This is a genomic window from Pseudomonas sp. CFBP 8771 (assembly GCF_014841695.1).
In the GTDB taxonomy this organism is placed as follows: Bacteria; Pseudomonadota; Gammaproteobacteria; order Pseudomonadales; family Pseudomonadaceae; genus Aquipseudomonas; species Aquipseudomonas baltica.
In genome coordinates, this window is the sequence record NZ_JACYUJ010000004.1 from 491,192 (window position 1) to 514,081 (window position 22,890).

Sequence of the window (22,890 nt, forward strand, 5' to 3'; positions counted from 1 at the left end):
GCGCGCGTCGTTCGCCCGGGCCCCGTGCCATGCATCATGCTCGACCCGGAATCTCGCTTCCGCCTTTCAATCCAGGAGGTTCGACATGAACCTAGACACGCATACGGTGCGCCGGGTTGCCATCGTTGGCAGCAATCGTATCCCGTTCGCTCGCGCCAACGGGCCCTACGCCCGAGTCGGCAATCAGGCCATGCTCACGGCCGCACTCGAAGGCCTGATCGAACGTTATGGTCTGCACGGCCTGCGCCTGGGTGAGGTCGCGGCCGGTGCGGTGCTCAAGCATTCCCGCGATTTCAACCTGACCCGTGAAAGCGTACTGGGCTCGCGGCTGTCGGCACAAACGCCCGCCTACGATGTTCAGCAAGCGTGTGGCACAGGTCTGGAAAGCGCGCTGCTGGTGGCCAACAAGATTGCTTTGGGCCAGATCGAATGCGGCATTGCCGGCGGTGTCGACAGTGCATCCGATGCGCCCATCGCGGTCGATGAAGGCTTGCGTCAGATCCTGTTGCAGACGCATCGGGCCAAATCGCTCGGCGAACGGGCCAAGGCATTGCTGCAACTGCGGCCGCAGCATTTGCGGCCCGAACTGCCGCGCAATGGCGAGCCGCGCACCGGTCTGTCGATGGGGCAGCATTGCGAGCTGATGGCGCAGCACTGGAACATCCCGCGTCACGAACAGGATGAGCTGGCGCTGCGCAGTCACCAGAACCTGGCCGCCGCCTATGCGCAAGGTTGGCAGGACGATCTCACCACGCCATTCGGCGGGCTGGTCCGCGACCATAATCTGCGTCCCGACCTGACCCTGGAAAAACTTTCGGCGCTCAAGCCCGTGTTCGAGAAAAACCGGCAGGGCACGCTCACGGCAGGCAATTCCACGCCCTTGACCGACGGCGCGTCGGTGGTGCTGTTGGCCAGCGAAGCCTGGGCCAGGGAGCGCGGGCTGCCGGTGTTGGCGTACTGGCGCGATGGGGAAACCGCTGCAGTGGACTTCGTGGGGGGGCAGGAAGGGCTGCTGATGGCGCCGGTCTACGCGGTTCCGCGGCTGTTGGCGCGCAACGGCTTGAGCCTCCAGGATTTCGATTACTACGAAATACATGAGGCCTTCGCCGCACAAGTGCTCTGCACCCTCAAGGCCTGGGAGGATGCAGACTACTGCCGCACGCGCTTGGGCCTGGATGCGCCGCTGGGTTCGATTGACCGCAGCCGCCTCAACGTCAAGGGCAGTTCACTGGCGGCAGGGCACCCGTTCGCGGCCACCGGTGGGCGCATCCTCGGCAACCTGAGCAAGCTTCTGGACAACGCAGGCAGCGGTCGAGGCCTGATTTCGATTTGCGCAGCCGGTGGCCAGGGCGTCACGGCAATCATCGAGCGCTGACGGTTGCGCCCACGGGCACGCTGGTCGCTTCCACACGCAGTTGGTTGGCATAGTTTTCCGCCATGATCGAACACACGATCAGCTGCAGCGGGTGATAGATCATGATCGGCAGCAGAATCAAGCCCAGTCCGGGGTTGCTGCCGAAGATCAGCGCCGCCATCGGTGCTCCCGCCGCCAATGACTTCTTGCTGGCGCAGAACACGGCGGCCACCTTGTCGGCGTGGCTGAAGCCCAGCAGTTTGGCGGTGCGTGTGGTCAGCAGCAGGATCAGCGCCAACAGCAAGGCGCTGCCGCCCACGGCCATGGCCAATACCGATGCGCCCTGCTGCTGCCACAGCCCCGATACCATCGAATTGCAGAAGGCGGCATACACCAGCAGCAGGATCACGGCCTTGTCGATCAAGTTGGTGTAGCGCTTGTGCCGGCCGAAGAATTTGCCGAACAACGGCCGCATTAGTTGCCCCAGCACCAGCGGCAACAGCAGCATGGCGCACAGGTCGAGCAGGGTTTCCCCCAGGTCGATGCCTCCCGAACCGCCACCGACCACCAGCGCGCACAGAAACGGCGTGATGAAGATACCCAGCACGCTCGACAGGCTGGCGTTGAGGATCGCTGCTGGCACGTTGCCGCCCGCACTGCCCGTCAATGCCACCGATGACGAAATGGTCGAGGGCAGGGCGGCAAGGTACAGAAAGCCCACCATCAAGGTGCCGGGAATGAACGCGCCAAGGGTCTTGTCGCAGGCCAGCCACAGCAGCGGGAACACCACGAAGGTGAAGGCCTGCACCATCACATGCAGGCGCCAGTTTTTCAATCCGTGGCGGATCTGCTCGCTGGACAGGTTCATGCCATGCAGAAAAAACACCACGAACACGCCGATATTGGTCACCAGACCTGCGTGCATGGCACCGCCGGTGGCGCCGAACCTCGGAAAAATCCAGGCCAGTAGGACTGCCAGCACCATGCCGCAGAGGAACCAATCGGTTACCACGCGCTTGAGGTGTTTGAGAATGTGCATGAATGAATCGCCTGTGCGTCGATGGACATTGAGAACGGCAGGCTAACTCAGGCACTCTATTGCCGTCTTGCGACAGAGGGCCAATCAATGCCGCCAAACGGACATGCATCGTCACCACGCCCCATACCCGCCCTGGCAAGCCTGCCTCGACCGTTGTATGCGCGTGCCGAAAGCCTGGGTGCGGGATCGTGGACGCCCGCCCATCGACATGATTGGGCGCAGTTTTCCTACGCCATCAGTGGCGTCCTCGGCGTGCACACCGATGAAGGCAGTTTCTTCGCGCCGCCGCAGTGGGGTATCTGGATTCCGGCGGGAGTGGAACACAAGGTCGTTACCTCGATGCGCGCCGAGATGCGCAGTCTGTACGTGCGCAGAGAAGAGTCGCCCTTCCTCACGGAGCACTGCAAGGTGCTTGAGGTCACCCCGCTGGCACGCGAACTGATCAAGGGTTTCTGTGAGTTGCCCCATGACTACCCAGCCGGTGACACCGCTCAGTCACGTCTGGTGCAGGTATTGCTGGATCAGTTGGCAGGCTTGCCCGAGGTGGCGTTCTCGTTGCCCCTGCCCAGGGATCATCGGCTGTTGGCGTTGTGCAACCAGCTGATCGCTGCTCCCGATCAGGCCACCACGCTGACCCAGTGGGCAGGGCGCCTGGGAACTTCGGAAAAGACCCTGATGCGCCTGTTCCAGCGCGAAACCGGCATGAGCTATCGGGCCTGGCGGCAGCGCATGCGGCTGCTGTCGTCGCTGCAGGCGCTGGAAAACGGTGACAGTGTGACCACGGCCGCATTGAACAACGGTTATGAATCGACATCGGCCTTCATCGCAGCTTTCAAGGCGCTGTTCGGTTTCACTCCTGGCGAGCTTTAATGCGTGAGCGCCGCTGTCCATCAGCTGCGAAAGCGCTATGATCGTCCACCGCTTGGCGAGTTGTTTGCATCCTTTTACAGGCTCGGGTCGGCAAGCCGCGCTCGCTGTGAGACGATGCCGCCAGAATTCGCGTGTTTGGCTACGAAGGACCCAGAATAAAAGCTGATGAAGACTCCAAAACGCATTGAACCGCTGATCGAGGACGGTCTGGTGGACGAGGTGCTGCGACCGCTGATGAGCGGTAAAGAAGCAGCTGTCTATGTGGTGCGCTGTGGCAAGGAATTGCGCTGCGCCAAGGTCTACAAGGAGGCGAACAAACGAAGCTTTCGCCAGGCGGCCGAATATCAGGAAGGCCGCAAGGTGCGCAACAGCCGACAGGCTCGGGCCATGGCCAAGGGCTCCAAGTTCGGCCGCAAGGAAACCGAGGACGCCTGGCAGAACGCCGAGGTCGCGGCGTTGTTCCGGCTGGCCAGCGCCGGTGTGCGTGTGCCCAAGCCGTACGATTTTCTCGAGGGCGTCTTGCTCATGGAGATGATCTGCGACGAGGACGGCGATGCAGCCCCACGTCTCAACGACGTCGAGCTGGAACCGGACCAGGCGCGCGAGTACCACGCGTTCCTCATCCACCAGATCGTGCTGATGCTGTGCACAGGCCTGGTGCACGGCGACCTCTCCGAGTTCAACGTGCTGCTGACACCCGATGGCCCGGTGATCATCGATCTGCCGCAGGCCGTGGATGCGGCGGGCAACAACCATGCCTTCAGTATGCTCGAGCGTGACGTCGGCAACATGGCCAGCTATTTCGGCAGGTTCGCTCCCGAGCTTCGCCAGACGCGCTACGCCAAGGAAATGTGGGCGTTGTACGAAGAAGGCAAACTGCACCCGGCCAGCGTGCTGACCGGCGAGTTCGCAGAGGAAGAAGTGGAAGCCGATGTGGGCGGGGTCATGCGTGAAATCGAGGCCGCGCGCCTGGACGACATTCGCCGACGCGCCGCACGCGAGGCCGATGACCAGCCGACCAAGCCAACGGAAGAACCGCCTCCGCCCTGGTTGCAATAAGCGGCCTGCTTGCCAGCTGACGCCGTTTTCCCTTGGTCAGCTGCAACAGCCCCCGGATGCCAGCTCCTGAAGGATCGGGCAGTCCGGGCGGTCATCGCCGTGACAGTGTTCCACCAGGTGTTCAAGGGTGTTGCGCAGGCTGCTCAGCTCGCCGATGCGGCGGTCGAGCTCGTCGATATGCCGGCGAGCCAGCTGCTTCACGTCGGCGCTGGCACGCTTGCGGTCTTGCCACAGCGTGAGCAGCCTGGCCACTTCCTCCAGGGAAAACCCAAGGTCGCGCGAGCGCTTGATGAAACCGAGCGTGTGCACGTCCGCTGCCTGATACAGGCGGTAGCCGCTGTCGCTGCGCACGGCTGGCGCGAGCAGGCCGATCGACTCGTAGTAACGGATCATCTTTGCGCTGAGGCCGCTTTCACGGGCGGCCTGGCCAATGTTCATGCTCGAAATGTCCTCGGATGCGTTTGCGCCAGTATCAACCTTGCCCCTCCGGCAAGGTCAATACTCCAGTGGCTCGGGCTTCAAGTACAAGCCGGCGCTGCCTGCAGCGATACGGAATTTCTGAATCTGCCCGGCCTGCAGGGTCACGATTACCGGTTTGTACTCGGTCATGCCCGGCGCGCACCCAGGCGTTTGCCCCGGAAGCTGACGCAAACCGACCGACACGGGGCCTGGCGGCAGGTTGAACGATGTGGCCTGCTCTTGAAACAGCCGCCCGACCAGTTGGTCCTGCAGGTACACCCCGATCTCGCAGGACGTGGCGACTTCCAGGCGCTCGCGGGAAACGATCAGAATGCCGTATGGCTGACCGGTACTGGCACCGGCCCAACAGCTCTGCGCTGCCAGGGCACACATTCCGAAAAGCCATGCAGTGGTAGGGCGCATCGAGTTACTCCTGGCAGGGTGGCAAGCGTCCAGCTTGGACGAGCCGCACGGGGAATTCCAGCCCGGCCGATCCGTGCAGAACTTGATCTTTACCTTGACCTTGCCCCGATGGGAAGGTTGAGAATGATCGCAATCCCGTCCAGCGAGGTATCACCCATGCAACAGTTCACCGTGCAAGGCATGACCTGTGGCCACTGCGTACGTGCCGTGACCCAGGCAATCACCGCTCAGGATCCGGCTGCCCAGGTCCAGATCGACCTGGCAGTCGGCAAGGTCGAAATCGACAGCAACCTGCCGCCCGAGCGAATCGTCCAGCTGATCAGCGAAGAAGGCTACAGCGCGACACCCGCGTAACCCGGTTAGACTACGTCGCCTGTATTGTCAGGACGTAGTGAATACCCGATGAACTTCAAGACCATTCTGATCCTGGGGGCGCTCAGCGCATTCGGCCCCCTGGCGATCGACTTCTACCTGCCGGGCTTCCCTGCCATGGCGCTTGCCTTCGGCACCGACGAAAAGCACATCCAGACCACCCTGGCTGCCTACTTCCTCGGTTTGTCGATCGGCCAACTGATATACGGCCCGGTCGCCGATCGCTTCGGTCGCCGGGTGCCCCTGCTCGTGGGCGTTTCGCTGTTCACCGCAGCTTCGCTGGCCTGTGCCTTCGCACCCACCCTGGACTGGCTCATCGTTGCCCGTTTCGTCCAGGCCCTGGGCGGTTGCGCTGGCATGGTGCTGGCCCGCGCCATCGTCAGCGACAAGTGCGATGCAGTCGGCTCGGCCAAGGTGTTCTCGCAACTGATGCTGGTCATGGGCCTGGCGCCGATCCTGGCACCCATGCTCGGTGGCGTACTGGTCAACAGTTGGGGCTGGCAGTGGATCTTCATCCTGCTCACCCTGTTCAGCGCCGCCTGCACCTTGGCCGTCGCCTTGGGCCTGCCGGAAAGCATGCCCGCCGACAGGCCCAGACGCCCCCTTGCAGGCGCCCCCAGGCTGTACGGCGGCTTGTTGCTGGACCCTGTGTTCATGGGGCATGCGCTGACCGGCGGAATCGCCATGGCCGGCATGTTCGCCTACATCGCCGGGTCACCGTTCGTATTCATCAAGCTCTACGGCGTACCCGCCGAACACTATGGCTGGCTGTTCGGCAGCAATGCCGCAGGGTTCATCCTGATGGCGCAGGTCAATGCGCGGCTTCTGTCGCGCCGCGGTCCGGCGTTGCTGCTGTCACGCACCGTGTGGGTGTACATGGCAGCGGGTGCGGTGCTGCTGGCACTCAGTGCGCTGCGGCCAACGGTCTTGTGGCCATTGCTGATCCCATTGTTCGTCTGTCTGGCGAGCCTGGGCGGGATCATCCCCAACGCCTCGGCGTGTGCCATGAGCGGGCAGGGCTCACGCGCCGGCAGCGCTTCGGCGCTGTTGGGGTGCCTGCAATTCAGTCTTGCCGCCGCCGCCGCGTCGTTGGTCGGATTACTGCACGACGGCACGGCAATGCCGATGGCCTGGGTGATCGCTGGCTGCGGCATCCTTGCCGTCTGTGCGGCAGTACTGACACGCCGCTGCCAGCAGCGGCGCGACCTGCAGACAGCCCGCTAACCGGCGCTGGCCCCCCGCGCCTGCGGCAGGCCGTGGGGCGCCTGCAAGCGGGCTTCGAGGGTGGCGATGAAGGCCCGCGCCTCGGCTTCGCTGCGGAATGACACCGCATGCTGGTCCATACGCACCTGCCAGCAGCTGCCGCGTGGTTGCTTCAACTCAGAAAGAAGAACTTTCATTGCGATGTCCTCGGGCTCGAGATGAGGACCCAGTTTAGTCCTCATTTCGGGCGTGCGAGCGTCATCGGGTGCCCGTCAGACTGACGGCGAGGCAGCGCGAACCAAACAATCATGTAGGTCTGCAAGGACGGACATTGCGGGAAAAGTCCGCCCCGGCTGTGGGGTCAAACCTGTAATGAATGATGTATCCAACCGGTCTTCAGGCAACAGAGCGACGCGTTGCGGGCGCTTGAGCAAGCGTCCCGGAAAATGCCGTCGGTAAGGGCGGGCCATACAAGTACAGGGTATTGCACACCCCTCGCATTCGATGCTGGTCCCCGGCGCTTTCGTCCAATTCCGTACAACGGCGGGGTGCATATAATCACCCCGGCAACCATTGCCAGATTGACGAACGTTTCCACAGGGAGTGAACACATGCAACCAACACCTTGCATCAGCCGGATCGCCACATTGCTGGCCGACCCCAAGCGCAGCGCCATGCTCTGGGCGCTCATCGACGGCACCACGCGAGGCGCCGACGAGCTGGCATCGCTGGCAGGTGTCTCGCCCTCGTCGGCAGGCGCGCATCTGGCGCGGCTGTCGGCAGGTGGTCTGCTGACCCTCGAAGCGCGTGGGCGCAAGCGTTTCTTCCGTCTGGCCAAGCCTGAAGTAGGGGCGGCGGTGGAGGCATTGGCCAGCGTCTCGTTGGTGCAAGCCAATGCGGGAATGGCGGCGCGCATCAGCGTGCCCAAACCGCGCTCGCCCAAGGCCCTGCATCAGGTGCGGCTGTGCGGTGATCATCTGGGCGGCGTGCTGGCGGCCGACCTGTTCCAGCGCATGGTCCAGAACGGCTGGCTCGAACACTATGAACAGCGGCTCGAAGTGACGGCGCTGGGCAGCAGCCGCCTGGCCAGCCAAGGCATCTATACGCAGGCACTGGTCAATCGCGAGCGCCAGCCGCTGCACAGCTGTTGCGACTGGAGCACCCAGCGCCCGCACGTCGGCGGCGCACTGGGTGCAGGGTTGCTGACCCTGTTCCTGCAGTCGGGCTGGCTCAAGCTCAACGAAGACAGCCGCACGCTGCAGGTTACCCGTCTGGGCATGAGCGAGATCGGTCGCTTGGGTACGTGATGGGGCGGGTGAGGCCGGGGTTCGACCCCGCCGGCCTCATTGCTTGATCAGGCGAGCGTCCAGGCTATTCTGCGCCAGGCGTTTGGCTTGGTCCTTGGTCATACCTAGATGGGTGTACAGCGCGTGGTAGTTCTCGGTGACGTAGCCGCCGAAATAGGCCGGGTCATCGGAATTGACCGTGACCTTCACGCCGCGCTCGAGCATGTCGAGAATGTTGTGCTGGCTCATGTGATCGAACACACACAGCTTGGTGTTGGAGAGCGGGCATACGGTCAGTGGAATCTGCTCGTCGATGATGCGCTGCATCAGGCGCTCGTCCTCGATGGCACGCACGCCGTGGTCGATGCGCTGGATCTTGAGCAGGTCCAGGGCTTCCCAGATGTACTCGGGCGGGCCTTCCTCACCGGCGTGGGCGACTGTCAGGAAGCCCTCGTCGCGGGCGCGGTCGAACACGCGCTTGAACTTGCTCGGCGGATGGCCCATCTCGGAGCTGTCCAGACCCACGGCAACGAACGCATCACGGAAAGGCAAGGCCTGATCCAGGGTCTTCTGCGCCTCGTCTTCGCTCAAATGGCGCAGAAAACTAAGGATCAGCCCGCTGTCGACGTTCAGCTGGGTACGGCCGTCATTCAGTGCGGCAGTGATGCCGCCCAGCACCGTTTCAAAGGCGATACCGCGGTCGGTGTGGGTCTGCGGATCGAAGAACGGCTCGGTGTGTACGACGTTCTGGGCCTGGCAGCGCAACAGATAGGCCCAGGTCAGGTCGTAGAAATCCTGCTCGGTGCGCAACACGTCGGCACCGCGGTAATACAGGTCGAGAAACTCCTGCAGGTTATTGAACGCATAGGCTCCACGCAGCGCCTCCACATCATTCCAGGGCAACGCGATCTTGTTGCGCTCGGCCAGGGCGAACAGCAGCTCGGGTTCCAGCGAGCCTTCCAGGTGCATGTGCAGTTCGGCCTTGGGCAAGGCATTGAGCCAGTCGTACATGGTGTTTTCGTTCTCTCATCAGGTGCAATCGTGCTCGATTCTACAGGTATTGCCCTTCACTCGCAGCCGCGAGGGCCCAACCGGCAGGTTCGTGCCGACGCCCGGCGGGCCGGCCCCGGTCGGATGCCAGGCCATTCACGTCGAGGCGCGCGTGCTTTTTTCCACCACGCACATCGGCGTGCCCGCCACCGGCTCACGGACGATCTGCACCTGCACCTCGAATACCTGCTGCATCAATTGGGCATCGACGACCTGCCCAGGCGGACCATCGGCCACCAGGCGACCTTGATGCATCACCGCCAGATGATCGGCGTAGCGGCAGGCCTGGTTGATATCGTGCAACACCGTAACCACGGTCTTGCCTTCGGCGGCAAGCTGGCGCATCAGGTCGAGCAGCTCGACCTGATGGCTGATATCCAGGTAGGTCGTGGGCTCGTCGAGCAACACCACCGGCGTATCCTGCGCCAGCACCATGGCCAGCCAGGCCCTTTGCCGCTGGCCGCCGGAGAGGTCCGCCAGCGCGGTGTCGGCCAGTGATTCCAGGCCCATGCGCTGCAGGGCCTGCTCCACGGCATTGCGGTCCGTGCCGCTCAGGCGCCCCCAGAAGCTGTTGTGCGGGCTGCGCCCATAGGCCACCAGTTGGGCAACGCTGACCCCTTCGGGAATGGGCAATACCTGCGGCAGGAACGCCACATGCTGCGCCAACGCGCGCGACGACAGCTGCGCGTAGGGTTGGCCATCCAGGCTCACCGTCCCGCATTGCGGCGTGATGATGCGTGCCAGGGCCTTGAGCAGCGTCGACTTGCCACAGCCATTGGGCCCGATCAGCGCGGTGACTTGCCCGGCAGGCGGGGTGAACGAGAGATTGCGTACGATAGGCGTGGCGCCGTAGCCGATATCGACGCCGTCGGCCTTGATGATGCTCATGATGTCAGCCCTTGAAGCGTGCCAGCAGCCAGAGAAAGTAAGGTGCGCCGATGACCGCGGTCAGAACGCCCGCCGGGATCTCGCTGGGCGCGATCAGTGTGCGTCCCAGCGTGTCGGCCAGCACCAGCAACAGAGCACCGATCAGCATCGAGGCCGGCAGCAGGTGCTGATGATGCCCGCCCACCAGGCGGCGCGCCATGTGCGGCGCGACCAAGCCAAGAAAGCCAACCGGGCCGATGATGCCCACCCCCAGGCTGCTCAACAGCACCGCTGCGCCCATCGCCAGCCAGCGTGTGCGCTTGAGTGCGGTACCCAGGCTGTGGGCTGCTTCGTCGCCCAGGCCGATCAGGTTCAGCGGTTTCGCCAGGCCCAGCGCCAATGGCATCAGCACCACGAACGGCAGGGCCAGCGCCAGATGATGCCAACTGCGGCTCCACAGGCTGCCCGTCAAGGCCAGCAACGCCGTGTTGATGTCCAGCGGGTGCGACAGAATCAGAAACTCGGTGATGCTCGACAGGGTCACGGCGATCGCCACCCCGGACAACGCAAAGCGCACGCCGGAAAAACTCACACCGCTGTTGTACAGCGCCAGCAGCAGTGCGCCGCCGGCGCCGCCCACGCCGGCCACCAGCGGCAGCCAGGTAAAGGGCAGCTGCGGTACCGCGATGATGGCAATGGTCAGGGCCAGCCCGGCGCCCTGGGTCACCCCCAGAATCTCCGGGGAAGCCAGCGGGTTGCGAATCACCCCCTGCACCAGGGCGCCGGCCAGGCCCAGGGCGCTGCCGGTCAGGATCGCGATCAGCCCGCGCGGCAGGCGGTGGTTCCACACCTCGAAGTCCAGCGGGTCATGCGCCAGCAACAGCTCGAACACTGCACTTGGCGCCAGCCAGGAGGTGCCTGCGCTCAGGCTCAGCCACAAGGCAGCGAGCAACAGTGCCAGCAGGATCAGCAGGCGAGGGTAGGGCCGGGTCATTGCGTACGCCTGGCTAGGTAGAGGAAGAACGGTGCACCGATCAGAGCGGTCACCACCCCGGCCGGCGTTTCCGCCGGGAAGGCCACGGCGCGGCTGACCAGATCGGCCGCCAGCACGATCGCCGCACCCAACAGGGCGCTTGCCGGAATCAGCCAGCGATAGTCGTTGCCCAGGTATTGCCGGGCAATGTTCGGTGCGATCAGGCCCACGAAGCCGATCGGGCCGACCGCGCAGACACTGGCGCCCACCAGCAGCAGGCTGGCGAAAAACACCTGCAGGCGCAGGCCGGCGATACCGACCCCCAGCGAGCGAGCCGCATTCTCGCCCAGATTCACCAGATTCAGGCGTGGTGCGCAGAAGAGTGCCCACAGGGCACCGATCAGAGTGCAGGGCCACAACAGTTGCAGTTGCGCAGCACCGACGTTGGCCAGCGATCCGGCCAGCCAGTTGAGCACGCTCTGTGCCTGCGCCTCGACCAGTATCACGGTCAGCCGCGTCAACGCCGCACACAGTGCCGCCACGGTCACTCCGGCCAGCACCAGTCGGCCTTGCGCCGCCGCTGGGGACCAGGCGCCACCCAGGCTGAAAACGATCACCCAGGCCAGGGCACCCCCCACACACGTCATCAGCAACGCGCCGCCTGCGAACGGCAGGGCCACCAGGCCCGTGGAGAACAACGCCAGGCCCAGCGCGGCGCCTGCCGTGACCCCGAACAGGGACGGCGACGCCAAGCGGTTGCGGGTAATGCCCTGCATCAATGCACCGGCCAGTCCCAGGCAGGCACCGACCAACGCCGCGCAAAGTGCCCGTGGCACCCGCAGCTGGGCGACGATATAGGCCATGTTGCCGCCCTCACGGCCCTGGCTGAACAGCCCGTTGAAGGCATCCGCCTGGCTGATCGTGAACGGCGACCAGGCGTACAGCGACATCCAGAACAGCCCGGCGACGACCACCGTGCCCAGCGCCATCGCCCACCAACGCCTCATTCAGGGCGTCATGGCGGCTTTGCCGCCCTTGAGAATGGCCAATGCGTCTTCGGCAATCTGCTCGGACGCCATCACCCCGCGGTTGCGGGCCCAGGTGTCACCGTCGACCTCTGCAACCTGATGATTGCGCACTGCGCCCAGCACTTGCCACAGCGGCTGCTGGCTCCAGCTGTCGACCAGGCTCGGATGCCGGTAGTGCCCGACGAGCAGCCAGGCAGGGTCCAGCGCCAGCAGTTGTTCCAGGCTGACGAACTCGGTCGGTGCCGCGTTGCTGCGTACCGGCGGAACCTGCAAACCGATTGCCGCCAGTACGCTGCCCGCATAGGAGTGCGGTCCATGTACGGAGAAGCTGTCTTCCCGCGCCACACCGAACAGCACCTTGGTACCGGCGGGCACCTGCCCGGCGATGTCGGCGAGGCTGCGACGGTTCTGCGTGATCCGCGCCTGCATCGCCTCGCTCTTGCCCAACGCCCGGCCAATCAACTCGGCGGACTTCAAGCTGCCTTCATAGTCTTCCCCGCGCGAAGGCAGCAGCAAGGTCGGCGCCAGGCTTGCCAGGTCGGCGTACAGCGCCTGATGGCGATTGAGATCGGCAATGATCAGGTCAGGCTTGAGCCGCGCGATCTGTTCGATGCTGGGCTGGGCGCGCAGGCCCACCGAGCTCCACTGACCAATGGCCTGACGTACTCTGGGCAATACGCGATTGGCATCGCCATCGTCGGCGGCGCCAACCGGGGTGACGCCCACTGCCGCCAGGCTATCGAGAAAGGAGAACTCCAGCACCACCACACGTTGCGGCGCCTGGGGCAGATGGACGGTGTGTTGGCCATCGTTGATATCGATGGGCGCTGCGACGACCAGTCGTGTGCACAAGGCCAGCGCACTGGCGACGATCATCGAGGTGAGGCGGGAACTGCGCATGGACAAATACCTTCGCTGTGGAACCTGCGCGCTGGGCGGGCGCGCAAAAACGGCGGGTACTATTCCATATCAGGCTGTCGTGATCAAAAAACATTCTCTTTTACGAGTGTTTCGCGCTTTCGGACTTACCTTCGAAACGGTGGGTGCAACTCAGCACTCCACCAGGTTGACCGCCAACCCGCCGCGCGAGGTTTCCTTGTACTTGTCGTGCATGTCGGCGCCAGTGTCACGCATGGTCCGGATGGCGTGATCCAGCGAGATGAAGTGCTCGCCATCACCGCGCAGCGCCATTTGCGCGGCATTGATCGCCTTGACCGCGGCAATCGCATTGCGCTCGATGCACGGCACCTGGACCAGCCCTCCAACCGGATCGCAGGTCAGCCCCAGGTTGTGCTCCAGGCCGATTTCCGCTGCGTTCTCGACCTGTTCGGGCGTGGCACCCAGCACCTCGGCCAAGCCGGCAGCCGCCATGGCGCAAGCTGAACCCACTTCACCCTGGCAACCCACCTCGGCGCCGGAAATCGACGCGTTCTTCTTGCACAGGATGCCTACCGCCGCAGCTGCCAGGAAAAACCGGACCACGTCGTCGGCCGACGCTTCCGGGCAGAACTTCATGTAGTAGTGCAACACCGCCGGAATGATCCCGGCCGCGCCGTTGGTGGGGGCGGTCACCATGCGCCCGCCGGCGGCATTCTCCTCGTTCACCGCCAGAGCAAAGACGTTGACCCATTCCATGGCACTGAGGGTGGAGCCAATGACGTTGGGCTTGCCGATCTCCTGCAGGTTCTGGTGCAGACGATAGGCCCGGCGGCGCACGTTCAGCCCGCCTGGCAGAATGCCTTGCCCGGTCAGACCTTTATCCACGCAAGCCTGCATCGCTTGCCAGATCACCGCCAACTGTTCGCGGATCTGCGCTTCGGAACGCCAGGCCTTTTCGTTTTCCATCATCAGTGCCGCAATGCTCAGGCCGGTGCGCTTGCACAGGCTCAGCAACTGCGCCGCCGAGGAAAAGTCGTAGGGCAGGACGGTGGTGTCGTTGTCCAGCACACCGCTGGCAGCCTGCTCGGCATCGACCACGAAACCGCCACCAACCGAATAGTAGGTCTGCTCGTGCACCTCGCCGTTCTGCAGGTGCGCCACCAAGGTCATGCCATTGGGGTGGTAGGGCAGGCTCTCATCGAGCAGAAGCATGTCGCGCTGCCAGTCGAAATGAATCGCGTGATCGCCCAGCTGCAGGCATTGCCGCCGGATCACTTCGTCGACTCGAGGCCCGACGGTGTCCGGGTCGACCCGGTCCGGCCATTCGCCCATCAAGCCCATCAGGGTCGCGCGGTCACTGCCATGGCCTATGCCGGTGGCGGACAGCGAGCCATACAAGCGGGCTTCGATCCGCTCCACCAGCGGTGCCATGCCTTGTTCGGTGAGATTTTTGGCAAACAGGGCAGCGGCGCGCATCGGGCCCACCGTATGCGAACTGGAGGGGCCGATGCCGATCTTGAACATGTCGAATACGCTGATAGCCATGTCTGCCTCATTCTCTCTCTATACACTCGTGCCTTATCTTTGGCCTGACAGACATTTCAGACAAACGATACTTACTAAGTCACTGTTTAGCGGGGCTCACCGATGAGCAAGATCCTCAATGCCCAAATGCACGCCTGGCTGCAGGTGTTTGCCTGCGCCGCGCGGCATCTGTCCTTCACCCGCTGCGCCGATGAATTGCATGTGACCCCCGGTGCCATCAGCCAGCAGATGAAGCAATTGGAAGATCGCCTGGGCTTTGCGCTGTTCCATCGGGTGGGTCGCGGCCTGCAATTGACTGCACAGGGCCAGCGCCTTGCGGTGGTCGCCAACGAAGTGCACAGCCGCATCGACGAAGAACTGCGGCTGTTGCATTCCGGCACCATCGGCGGGGTGTTCAAGCTGCGCAGCATCCCTTCCTTTTTGAGCAAGTGGCTGATGCCACGGTTGCCCAGCCTCGAGCGGGCTTTTCCCGAGCTCCAGCTGCGGGTGATCGCCGAGGACAGCAGCGGCTCACTGCGTGACGACGATTTCGACCTGGCCATCGACCTCAACGATGGCAGCTACCCAGGCCTGGTCACTACACCGTTGCTGGAAGAGGAGCTGTTCCCGGTGTGCTCGCCCACTCTGCTTGAGGGTCGTCCGCCATTGGACAGCCCTGGCCAGCTGGTGCACTTCCCATTGCTGCACGACATAACCGCCTGGCGCGGCAGCTATGAATATGCAGAGTGGGAGTTCTACCTCTCGGCGATAGGCGCCGAAGGCATCGATGTGCGCCGCGGCCACACTTTCAATCGCAATCACCTGACCATCGATGCGGCGCGCATGGGCATGGGTGTTGCCATCGCCCGTCGCGCGCTGATCACCGATGAGCTGGAACAAGGCTCGCTGATCGTGCCGTTCGGATGGCCCATCCAGGCCCGCAAGAAATACGTGCTGGCGTACCGCGAAGGCGCACTCAATACGCCAACCCGACGTGCCATCCATGACTGGTTGGTGGCCCAGGCACAGGTCTGCCCCTGAACCTTTGCAGCTGTCGCGTACTCTGATCCGCTGATTCTTGTTACATCCAGTTACTTTCAGCGGCACAGGTCGCAGCAATCAGCGAAGGCAGGCCATGATCGCGTTACTCAAGCAGGAAAAATTTCTACTTCTGGCGGTGATCGCCGCATGCATTGCCTTCCCGGCCGAGCACTACCTGCTCAGCCATGGTCAAGGCGTGGCACTGGGCGCGGGTATCGCCCTGGTCGTGGCGATCATCTTCGCCTCGGTGCGAGTTGCCGGGCACGCCGAGTTGCTCGCCGAAAAATTCGGTGACCCCTACGGCACCATGATCCTCACCCTGTCGGCGGTGCTGGTCGAAGTAGTGGTACTGGGCATCATGATGAGCAACGAGCCATCACCGACCCTGGTGCGCGACACCATCTATTCGGCGGTCATGCTCGACATCAACGGCATTCTCGGGCTCGCGGCACTGATGGGCGGGCTCAAGCATGGCGAACAGTCCTACAATGACGATTCGGCGCGCAGCTACAGCGTCATGATCCTCACCGCCATGGGTGTGTCCATGGTGGTGCCGGAGTTCATCCCCGAGGGCAACTGGAAAGTCTACTCAGGCTTTACCATCGGCGCCATGCTGGTGCTCTACGCCTTGTTCCTGCGCATGCAGGTCGGGCCGCACAGTTACTTCTTCAGCTACAACTATCCGGAAAAGAAGAAGCGCAAGGGCGTGACCACCGAACCCGAGAAGCCGGTTCACCTGGGTTGGTCGGTGGGTACCCTGGTGTTCGGTATCGTCGTCATCGGCGCCCTGGCCGAAGTCATGTCCAAGACCATCGACCTGGGTCTCGAGGGCACCGGCGCACCACCGGTAATGACGGCCATTCTGGTGGCAGCCATTTCCGCTGCGCCGGAAATCCTGACTGCACTGCGTGCAGCATTGGCCAACCGCATGCAATCGGTGGTCAACATTGCCCTGGGTGCCTCGCTGTCAACGGTGATCCTTACCGTACCGGTCATGGAAGGCCTGGCCCTGTACAGCGGCCAGCCATTCCAGATGGCAATGACACCGGTGCAGACAGTGATGATCTTCATCACCCTGCTGGTCTGCGCGATCAACCTCAACGACGGCGAAACCAACGCCATCGAGGGCATGACTCACTTCGTGTTGTTCGCGACCTTCATCATGCTGTCGATCCTGGGCCTGTAAACCACCGTCTACCTGGCAACGCCCGCATCCTGTAGGAGCGGGCAGTGCCCGCGAAGAGGCCCCTGCTGACACCACCGCTTCCCCCGGACCTCACCAGTCGATCTTCTCGCCCTTGTAATCGAGAAACTGCAACCCACCCTTGCCCAGCTGCGCGGTGATCACATCCACCAATCCACGGGTACTGGTGGCAACGTCCAGACTGGCACCGTCGCCGCCCATGTCGGTCTTCACCCAGCCCGGATGCATCGACAGCACCGTCAACTGCGGCCGCGCCAACTCGGTCACGAAGGTATTGGTCATCGAATTCAAGGCCGCCTTGCTCGCCTTGTACAAGGCCATGGGCGACCCTTCAGGCATCGCCACACTGCCCAGCACCGAACTCATGAAGGCGATCGCACCGCCATCGGCGACATTGCCCGCCAGTCGCTGGGCCAGACGGATCGGCGCCACGGCATTGATGACGAACAGTTCACCGATGTCTGCATCGCTGGCCTGGTCGGTGTTGTAGCCCGCCGGCCCGGACACCCCGGCATTGATGAACAGCAGGTCGAAGGTTTGCTGCTGCAGCCGCAGGCTCAGGGCGTCCATGGACTCCAGGCGAGTCATCTCCAGCGCCTCCACCTTCGCGCCGGTGGCCGTCAGCGCCGGCGGCACCTTGTCCAGATCGCGAACCGTGGCCGTCACCTCCCAGCCATCTTCGCTCAAGCGTTCCACCAGCCCCAGACCCAGGCCACGGGATGCACCAATCACCAACGCTTTCTTTGCAGTTGTCATTGCCACTCTCCTGAACAAAGGAAACAGACTAGCACTCGCTGTCAGCAACGACGCGCTCAAGACGCGACGGCTTGCAGCACGATCCGTCCCCTGGAAAGGTCGGCAAGCTGCTGCGCCAGGGTAGCGATGGCCTCACTGGCCACTGCCAGCTGCAGATCGACCCCATTGCTGGTGAAATCTTCTGCAGTCACCAACCCCTGAACCTCGGCCACCCGAAGCTTGACCAGGGCCAGCTCACTGAATGTGCAGGAACAGCTCACAGCCACCCGCGCGATCAACAGGCGCTTGGGCGCCTGCTGCAGGCATTTGTTCGCCCCTCCGCCATAGGCACGGGCCAACCCTCCTGTACCCAACTGAATGCCGCCGTACCAGCGAATCACCAGCACCACCACCTGATCGCAATCCTGTGCCTCGATCGCCGCCAGGATCGGTCGGCCTGCGGTACCGCCTGGCTCGCCATCGTCGTTGCTGCGGTACTGATCGCCCAGTTTCCACGCCCAGCAGTTATGGGTCGCGGCCAGGTCACTGGTCTGTTCGATGAAGGCCTGGGCGTCCTGCACGCTGGCTATCGGCGCGGCGAGGGTGATGAATCGACTCTTGCGAATCTCCTCGCGGTACTCGCAGGGTCCCAGCAGGGTAGAAGGCATGCTTATCTCTTGGCTGTTGCAGTGATCACACCGCAGGGGTCAAGCCGCATCCTTTCAGAATGATGCGGATCAGGTTGTCACTGGCGTGTTCGAAGTCATGCCGCGTCAGGCGCGCCTGTCCGGTCACCCGGCAGATCTGCGTGGCGAAGTCGGCGTAATGCTGGGTACTGCCCCACAGCAGAAAGATCAGGTGCACGGGGTCGACGGGGTCCATCTTGCCGGCGTCGATCCAGGCCTGGAACACCGCGGCACGCCCCGCGAACCAGCTGCGGTAGTCCTGGCTGAAGTACTCGCTCAGGCACTCGCCGCCGCTGATGATCTCCATCGCGAAGATCCGTGACGCCAGTGGCTGGCGGCGCGAGAACTCCATCTTGGCGCGGATGTAGCGGGTCAGCGCCTGCGCCGGATCATCCTCGGCGCGCAACGTATTGAAGGTGCTGTCCCACAGCTCGATGATGTTGCTCAGCACCGCAATGTACAGGCCGAGTTTGTTGGTGAAGTAATAGTGCAGGTTGGCCTTGGGCAAGCCTGCATTCAACGCAATGGTGTTCATGCTGGTGCCCTTGAAACCGTGCCGGGCGAACTCGTCTTCAGCCGCCTTCAGAATCGCTTCTTCATTCTTCTGGCGGATGCGGCTGGCAGGTTTGCCACTGACCGAGGCGCTGTGCGCGGGGACTTCGAGACTCATGGGCGATTTCCGAACCGATCGTTTGAATACTGCAGATGCGTTGATAGCGTACCCGCCCTGATCCGACAAGCCTTGATGGATAAACCACGACGATCCTTCAGCGCGTCTGCGCCAGGCTTTCCAGAAAGCTTTCCAGCACCAGATGGGGCCTTCTGCCCTTGCGCGTCACCCAGGACAACGTCAGGTCATAGAACCGCTCGCTCGGTTTCAACGCACGCAGACGCCCCTGTTGTACCCAGAAAGTGGCGTAATGGTCGGGCAGGTAGCCGATGTAGCGTCCCGTCAGAATCAGAAACGCCATGCCCTCGCGATCCGAGGCGCTGGCGGTGCACTTGAGCACCTGGTAACGCGCCTGGATATCGGCCGGCAGACGAAATGTCGGCGCGATGGCTTCCTGTGCGTTGAGGCGGTCGCCATCGAGCGCCTCGTCACTGGCGTAGAACAGCGGGTGGCCGACCGCGCAGTACAACAACGAACGCTCACTGTACAGCGGCTGGTACTCGAGCCCCGACAACGGGCTCGACTGCGGCACCACGCCAACATGCAAGCTGCCATCGAGCACGCCCTGCTCGACCTGGCTGGGCGCGATCATCCGGATCTGGATGCGCACATCGGGCCCACGGTCCTTGAGTTGCGCCAGCGCATGGGTGATGCGCATGTGCGGCAGCGTCACCAGGTTATCGGTCAGGCCAATGTTCAACTCGCCACGCAGGTGCTGGTGCAGGCCGTTGACGCCGGTGCGGAAGCTTTCCAGCGCCGCCAGCAACTGCAGCGCCGATTGATAGACCTCGCGGCCTTCTTCGGTCAGGGAAAACCCTGCGCGGCCACGCTGACACAGGCGCAGGCCCAAACGCTGCTCGAGGTCGCTCATCTGCTGGCTGATCGCCGAACGACCGATGCCCAGGACGTTTTCCGCCGCAGAAAAGCCGCCGCACTCCACCACGCTGCGAAAGATGCGCAGCAGGCGAATATCGAAATCACTGACCTGCGCGAGCGGATCGGGGCGACGGCTCATAGTTTAGTAGCTGCCTGACTGAAGATCGAAAAAGTTGGGTTTTCCAGACTTTATCGTCGTGACACCGTAGAGGCAACACGCTTGTCATCGCGTCTTCAATCGCTCAATGAGGTCTGTGCACATGAACATGCCCGAGAACGCCCCTGTCGGCATCACCAGCCAGCTCAAGCTGGATGCTCACTGGATGCCGTACACCGCCAACCGCAGCTTCCAGCGTGACCCGCGGATCATCGTCGCGGCCCAAGGCAGCTGGCTGACCGACGACAAGGGCCGGCAGATCTACGACAGCCTCTCCGGTCTGTGGACCTGCGGTGCGGGCCATACGCGCAAGGAAATCCAGGAAGCGGTGTCGCGTCAGCTCGGTGTGCTCGACTACTCGCCCGCGTTCCAGTACGGCCATCCGCTGTCCTTCCAGCTGGCGGAAAAAATCACCGACCTGACTCCCGGCAATCTCAATCACGTCTTCTATACCAACTCCGGCTCCGAGTGCTGCGACACCGCCGTGAAAATGGTCCGTGCCTATTGGCGCCTGAAAGGCCAGGCCACCAAGACCAAGATGATTGGCCGGGCCCGTGGCTACCACGGTGTCAACGTTGCCGGCACCAGCCTGGGCGGCGTCAACGGCAACCGCAAGATGTTCGGCCAGCTGATGGACGTCGACCACATCCCCCATACCCTGCTGCCGGGCAATACCTATTCCAAGGGATCGCCGGAGGAGGGTGGCATTGCCTTGGCCGATGAAATGCTCAAGGTCATCGAGCTGCACGACGCTTCCAACATCGCCGCCCTGATCGTCGAGCCCATGGCGGGTTCGGCAGGCGTGCTGCCACCGCCCAAGGGCTACCTCAAGCGCCTTCGTGAAATCTGCGACCAGCACAATATCCTGCTGATCTTCGACGAGGTCATCACCGGCTTCGGGCGCACCGGCGCCATGTTCGGTGCCGACACCTTCGGCGTGACCCCGGACCTGATGTGCATCGCCAAGCAGATCACCAACGGCGCCATTCCGATGGGCGCCGTCATCGCCAGCACCGAGATCTACCAGACCTTCATGAACCAGGCGACGCCCGAGTACGCCGTGGAATTCCCCCACGGCTATACCTACTCGGCGCACCCGGTGGCCTGCGCCGCCGGCCTTGCCGCGCTGGACCTGCTGCAGCGCGAAAACCTGGTGCAGAACGTCGCCGAGCTGGCACCGCATTTCGAAAACGTGCTGCACGGCGTCAAGGGCGCGAAGAACATCGTCGACATTCGCAACTATGGCCTTGCCGGCGCGATCCAGCTGGCGCCACGCGATGGCGATGCCATCGTGCGCCCCTATGAGGTGTCCATGAAGCTATGGAAAGCCGGATTCTACGTGCGTTTCGGCGGCGACACCCTGCAGTTCGGCCCAACCTTCAACGCCCAGCCGCAAGACCTCGATCGCCTGTTCGATGCTGTTGGCGAAGCCCTCAACCAGATCGACTGACCTTTTTTCCAAGGAGCCCATTGCATGAGCACTATCCAACACTTGATCAACGGCGATCTGGTTTCCAGCGGCGACCGTACGGCCGATGTCTTCAACCCGTCGACCGGCCAGGCCATCCGCAAACTCCAGCTGGCCAGCCGCGAGACCGTGCAACTGGCCATCGACGCCGCCAAGGCCGCGTTTCCAGCCTGGCGCAAGACTCCAGCGGCCAAGCGTGCCCAGGTGATGTTCCGTTTCAAGCAACTGCTCGAGCAGAACGAAGCCAAGATCGCCCAGATGATCAGTGAAGAGCATGGCAAAACGCTGGAAGACGCTGCAGGTGAACTCAAGCGCGGCATCGAAAACGTCGAGTTCGCCTGCGCAGCACCTGAGGTGCTCAAGGGTGAGTACAGCCGCAACGTCGGTCCCAATATCGATGCCTGGTCCGATTTCCAGCCACTGGGTATCGTTGCCGGTATCACGCCGTTCAACTTTCCGGCCATGGTCCCGCTGTGGATGTACCCCTTGGCCATCGTCTGCGGCAACTGCTTCATCCTCAAGCCGTCCGAGCGTGATCCCAGCTCTACACTCTATATAGCGCAACTGCTGTTGGAGGCGGGCCTCCCGGCTGGCGTACTCAATGTCGTGCACGGTGACAAGGTCGCGGTGGACGCGCTCATCGAAGCGCCGGAGGTCAAGGCACTGAGTTTCGTTGGCTCCACGCCGATCGCCGAGTACATCTACAGCGAAGGCACCCGTCGCGGTAAACGCGTTCAGGCCCTGGGTGGCGCGAAAAACCACGCGGTGTTGATGCCCGACGCTGATCTCGACAACGCGGTCAGCGCCTTGATGGGCGCAGCCTACGGTTCCTGCGGTGAGCGCTGCATGGCCATTTCGGTAGCCGTGTGCGTCGGCGACCAGGTCGCCGACGCCCTCGTGGCCAAGCTGACTCCGCAGATCAAGTCGCTGAAGATCGGCGCCGGCACGTCTTGTGGTCTGGACATGGGCCCACTGGTGACCGCCCAGGCCCGTGACAAGGTCTCAGGCTATGTCGATGACGGTGAGCAGGCCGGCGCCAAGCTGGTCGTGGACGGTCGCGGTCTGAGTGTATCGGGCAACGAAGAAGGCTTCTTCCTCGGCGGGTGCCTGTTCGACCACGTCACTCCCCAGATGCGTATCTATAAAGAAGAAATCTTCGGCCCGGTGTTGTGCATCGTCCGTGTCGAAAGCCTCGAGCAGGCCATGCAGTTGATCAACGACCATGAATACGGCAACGGCACTTGCATCTTCACCCGCGACGGTGAAGCGGCACGCCTGTTCTGCGACGAGATCGAAGTCGGCATGGTCGGCGTCAACGTACCGCTGCCGGTGCCGGTCGCCTATCACAGCTTCGGCGGCTGGAAGCGCTCCCTGTTCGGCGACCTGCATGCCTATGGCCCGGATGGCGTACGCTTCTACACGCGACGCAAGGCCATCACCCAGCGCTGGCCGCAACGTGCCAGCCACGAAGCGTCGCAGTTCGCTTTCCCTAGCCTTTAAGCATCGAGAAAGGGCGGGCCGCCAGGCCCGCCCTTTGCTTTTAGGGATATATGACAGTTTTTTGAAATTACCTGTTGACGCCCCTCTCAATGCGTCTATAATTCGCCCCACTTCCGGCGCAGCCGAAACGATAAACTCCTTGTTAATCAATGAGTTGGCCGTTTCAG

Annotated in this window: 24 protein-coding genes; 10 read left to right on the top strand and 14 right to left on the bottom strand. The window is 63.0% G+C overall.

Annotated features, from left to right (window positions below; all coding sequences use genetic code 11):
* The first annotated feature begins 85 nt into the window (after positions 1–85).
* Positions 86–1,375: an acetyl-CoA C-acetyltransferase gene (locus IFT80_RS12055; RefSeq protein ID WP_192102946.1), complete on the top strand. Its 1,290-nt coding sequence runs from the start codon at positions 86–88 to the stop codon at positions 1,373–1,375.
* On the opposite strand, the gene IFT80_RS12060 is transcribed toward IFT80_RS12055, so the two are convergent.
* Positions 1,362–2,393, bottom strand: coding sequence for a bile acid:sodium symporter family protein (locus IFT80_RS12060; protein WP_185795258.1), 1,032 nt, complete (start codon positions 2,391–2,393; stop codon positions 1,362–1,364). The genes IFT80_RS12055 and IFT80_RS12060 overlap by 14 nt on opposite strands.
* 87 nt (positions 2,394–2,480) lie before the next feature.
* Between IFT80_RS12060 and IFT80_RS12065 the strand changes: the two genes are divergently transcribed.
* A complete protein-coding gene (locus tag IFT80_RS12065; RefSeq protein WP_122480287.1) occupies positions 2,481–3,263 on the top strand; it encodes an AraC family transcriptional regulator in 783 nt (260 codons plus the stop codon).
* A gap of 165 nt (positions 3,264–3,428) precedes the next feature.
* Positions 3,429–4,322, top strand: coding sequence for a PA4780 family RIO1-like protein kinase (locus IFT80_RS12070; RefSeq protein ID WP_192102948.1), 894 nt, complete (start codon positions 3,429–3,431; stop codon positions 4,320–4,322).
* Positions 4,323–4,358: 36 nt separating this feature from the next.
* On the opposite strand, the gene cueR is transcribed toward IFT80_RS12070, so the two are convergent.
* Both cueR and IFT80_RS12080 read right to left on the bottom strand, forming a co-directional pair.
* Positions 4,359–4,760, bottom strand: coding sequence for a Cu(I)-responsive transcriptional regulator (gene cueR, locus IFT80_RS12075; RefSeq protein WP_185795256.1), 402 nt, complete (start codon positions 4,758–4,760; stop codon positions 4,359–4,361).
* 57 nt (positions 4,761–4,817) lie between these two features.
* Positions 4,818–5,204, bottom strand: coding sequence for a hypothetical protein (locus IFT80_RS12080; RefSeq protein ID WP_122714690.1), 387 nt, complete (start codon positions 5,202–5,204; stop codon positions 4,818–4,820).
* A gap of 156 nt (positions 5,205–5,360) precedes the next feature.
* On the opposite strand from IFT80_RS12080, the gene IFT80_RS12085 reads away from it, so the two are divergent.
* Complete coding sequence (locus IFT80_RS12085) at positions 5,361–5,558, top strand: heavy-metal-associated domain-containing protein (RefSeq protein ID WP_122480283.1); 198 nt, start codon at positions 5,361–5,363, stop codon at positions 5,556–5,558.
* A gap of 48 nt (positions 5,559–5,606) precedes the next feature.
* Positions 5,607–6,800, top strand: coding sequence for a multidrug effflux MFS transporter (locus tag IFT80_RS12090; protein WP_185795255.1), 1,194 nt, complete (start codon positions 5,607–5,609; stop codon positions 6,798–6,800).
* Here the strand turns inward: IFT80_RS12090 and IFT80_RS12095 are convergent.
* Complete coding sequence (locus IFT80_RS12095) at positions 6,797–6,976, bottom strand: hypothetical protein (protein ID WP_122480281.1); 180 nt, start codon at positions 6,974–6,976, stop codon at positions 6,797–6,799. The genes IFT80_RS12090 and IFT80_RS12095 overlap by 4 nt on opposite strands.
* 414 nt (positions 6,977–7,390) lie before the next feature.
* Between IFT80_RS12095 and IFT80_RS12100 the strand changes: the two genes are divergently transcribed.
* The gene (locus IFT80_RS12100) at positions 7,391–8,086 is read left to right on the top strand and encodes an ArsR/SmtB family transcription factor (protein WP_122480280.1); all 696 of its coding nucleotides are present in this window, start codon (positions 7,391–7,393) and stop codon (positions 8,084–8,086) included.
* Between the two features lie 36 nt (positions 8,087–8,122).
* Here IFT80_RS12100 and IFT80_RS12105 read toward each other — a convergent pair whose 3' ends face one another.
* The 6 genes from IFT80_RS12105 to IFT80_RS12130 all read right to left on the bottom strand — a co-directional run bounded on the left by IFT80_RS12105 (position 8,123) and on the right by IFT80_RS12130 (position 14,407).
* Complete coding sequence (locus IFT80_RS12105; protein WP_192102952.1) at positions 8,123–9,076, bottom strand: adenosine deaminase; 954 nt, start codon at positions 9,074–9,076, stop codon at positions 8,123–8,125.
* A 135-nt stretch (positions 9,077–9,211) separates the two neighbouring features.
* On the bottom strand, positions 9,212–10,003 hold the full coding sequence (fecE, locus tag IFT80_RS12110; protein ID WP_192059159.1) for a Fe(3+) dicitrate ABC transporter ATP-binding protein FecE: 792 nt from the start codon (positions 10,001–10,003) through the stop codon (positions 9,212–9,214).
* A gap of 4 nt (positions 10,004–10,007) precedes the next feature.
* Positions 10,008–10,976, bottom strand: a complete 969-nt coding sequence (locus tag IFT80_RS12115) for an iron chelate uptake ABC transporter family permease subunit (RefSeq protein ID WP_192137625.1) — start codon at positions 10,974–10,976, stop codon at positions 10,008–10,010.
* On the bottom strand, positions 10,973–11,962 hold the full coding sequence (fecC, locus tag IFT80_RS12120; RefSeq protein ID WP_192137626.1) for an iron-dicitrate ABC transporter permease FecC: 990 nt from the start codon (positions 11,960–11,962) through the stop codon (positions 10,973–10,975). Before fecC ends, IFT80_RS12115 begins: the two co-directional genes overlap by 4 nt.
* Positions 11,963–12,859 carry a Fe(3+) dicitrate ABC transporter substrate-binding protein gene (locus IFT80_RS12125; protein WP_244652408.1) on the bottom strand — a complete coding sequence of 299 codons (897 nt, stop codon included), beginning with the start codon at positions 12,857–12,859 and terminating at the stop codon, positions 11,963–11,965.
* 174 nt (positions 12,860–13,033) lie between these two features.
* Positions 13,034–14,407, bottom strand: coding sequence for an L-serine ammonia-lyase (locus IFT80_RS12130; protein WP_192102956.1), 1,374 nt, complete (start codon positions 14,405–14,407; stop codon positions 13,034–13,036).
* Positions 14,408–14,509: 102 nt separating this feature from the next.
* Between IFT80_RS12130 and IFT80_RS12135 the strand changes: the two genes are divergently transcribed.
* A complete protein-coding gene (locus IFT80_RS12135; RefSeq protein WP_122480273.1) occupies positions 14,510–15,427 on the top strand; it encodes a LysR substrate-binding domain-containing protein in 918 nt (305 codons plus the stop codon).
* A gap of 94 nt (positions 15,428–15,521) precedes the next feature.
* Complete coding sequence (locus IFT80_RS12140; RefSeq protein ID WP_122714702.1) at positions 15,522–16,613, top strand: calcium:proton antiporter; 1,092 nt, start codon at positions 15,522–15,524, stop codon at positions 16,611–16,613.
* Positions 16,614–16,703: 90 nt separating this feature from the next.
* On the opposite strand, the gene IFT80_RS12145 is transcribed toward IFT80_RS12140, so the two are convergent.
* The 4 genes from IFT80_RS12145 to IFT80_RS12160 form a co-directional block, all read right to left on the bottom strand.
* Positions 16,704–17,387, bottom strand: coding sequence for an SDR family oxidoreductase (locus IFT80_RS12145; RefSeq protein WP_122480271.1), 684 nt, complete (start codon positions 17,385–17,387; stop codon positions 16,704–16,706).
* A gap of 56 nt (positions 17,388–17,443) precedes the next feature.
* Positions 17,444–18,034 (bottom strand): IMPACT family protein, encoded by a 591-nt coding sequence (locus IFT80_RS12150; RefSeq protein ID WP_192059166.1) that lies wholly within the window; start codon positions 18,032–18,034, stop codon positions 17,444–17,446.
* A gap of 25 nt (positions 18,035–18,059) precedes the next feature.
* On the bottom strand, positions 18,060–18,722 hold the full coding sequence (locus tag IFT80_RS12155; protein WP_122480269.1) for a TetR/AcrR family transcriptional regulator: 663 nt from the start codon (positions 18,720–18,722) through the stop codon (positions 18,060–18,062).
* A gap of 97 nt (positions 18,723–18,819) precedes the next feature.
* Positions 18,820–19,737 carry a LysR family transcriptional regulator gene (locus IFT80_RS12160; RefSeq protein ID WP_122480268.1) on the bottom strand — a complete coding sequence of 306 codons (918 nt, stop codon included), beginning with the start codon at positions 19,735–19,737 and terminating at the stop codon, positions 18,820–18,822.
* A gap of 121 nt (positions 19,738–19,858) precedes the next feature.
* Here IFT80_RS12160 and IFT80_RS12165 point away from each other — a divergent pair, with 121 nt between their 5' ends.
* Positions 19,859–21,205, top strand: coding sequence for an aspartate aminotransferase family protein (locus IFT80_RS12165; protein ID WP_122714707.1), 1,347 nt, complete (start codon positions 19,859–19,861; stop codon positions 21,203–21,205).
* Positions 21,206–21,229: 24 nt separating this feature from the next.
* Complete coding sequence (locus tag IFT80_RS12170) at positions 21,230–22,723, top strand: CoA-acylating methylmalonate-semialdehyde dehydrogenase (protein WP_122480266.1); 1,494 nt, start codon at positions 21,230–21,232, stop codon at positions 22,721–22,723.
* Positions 22,724–22,890 lie beyond the last annotated feature (167 nt).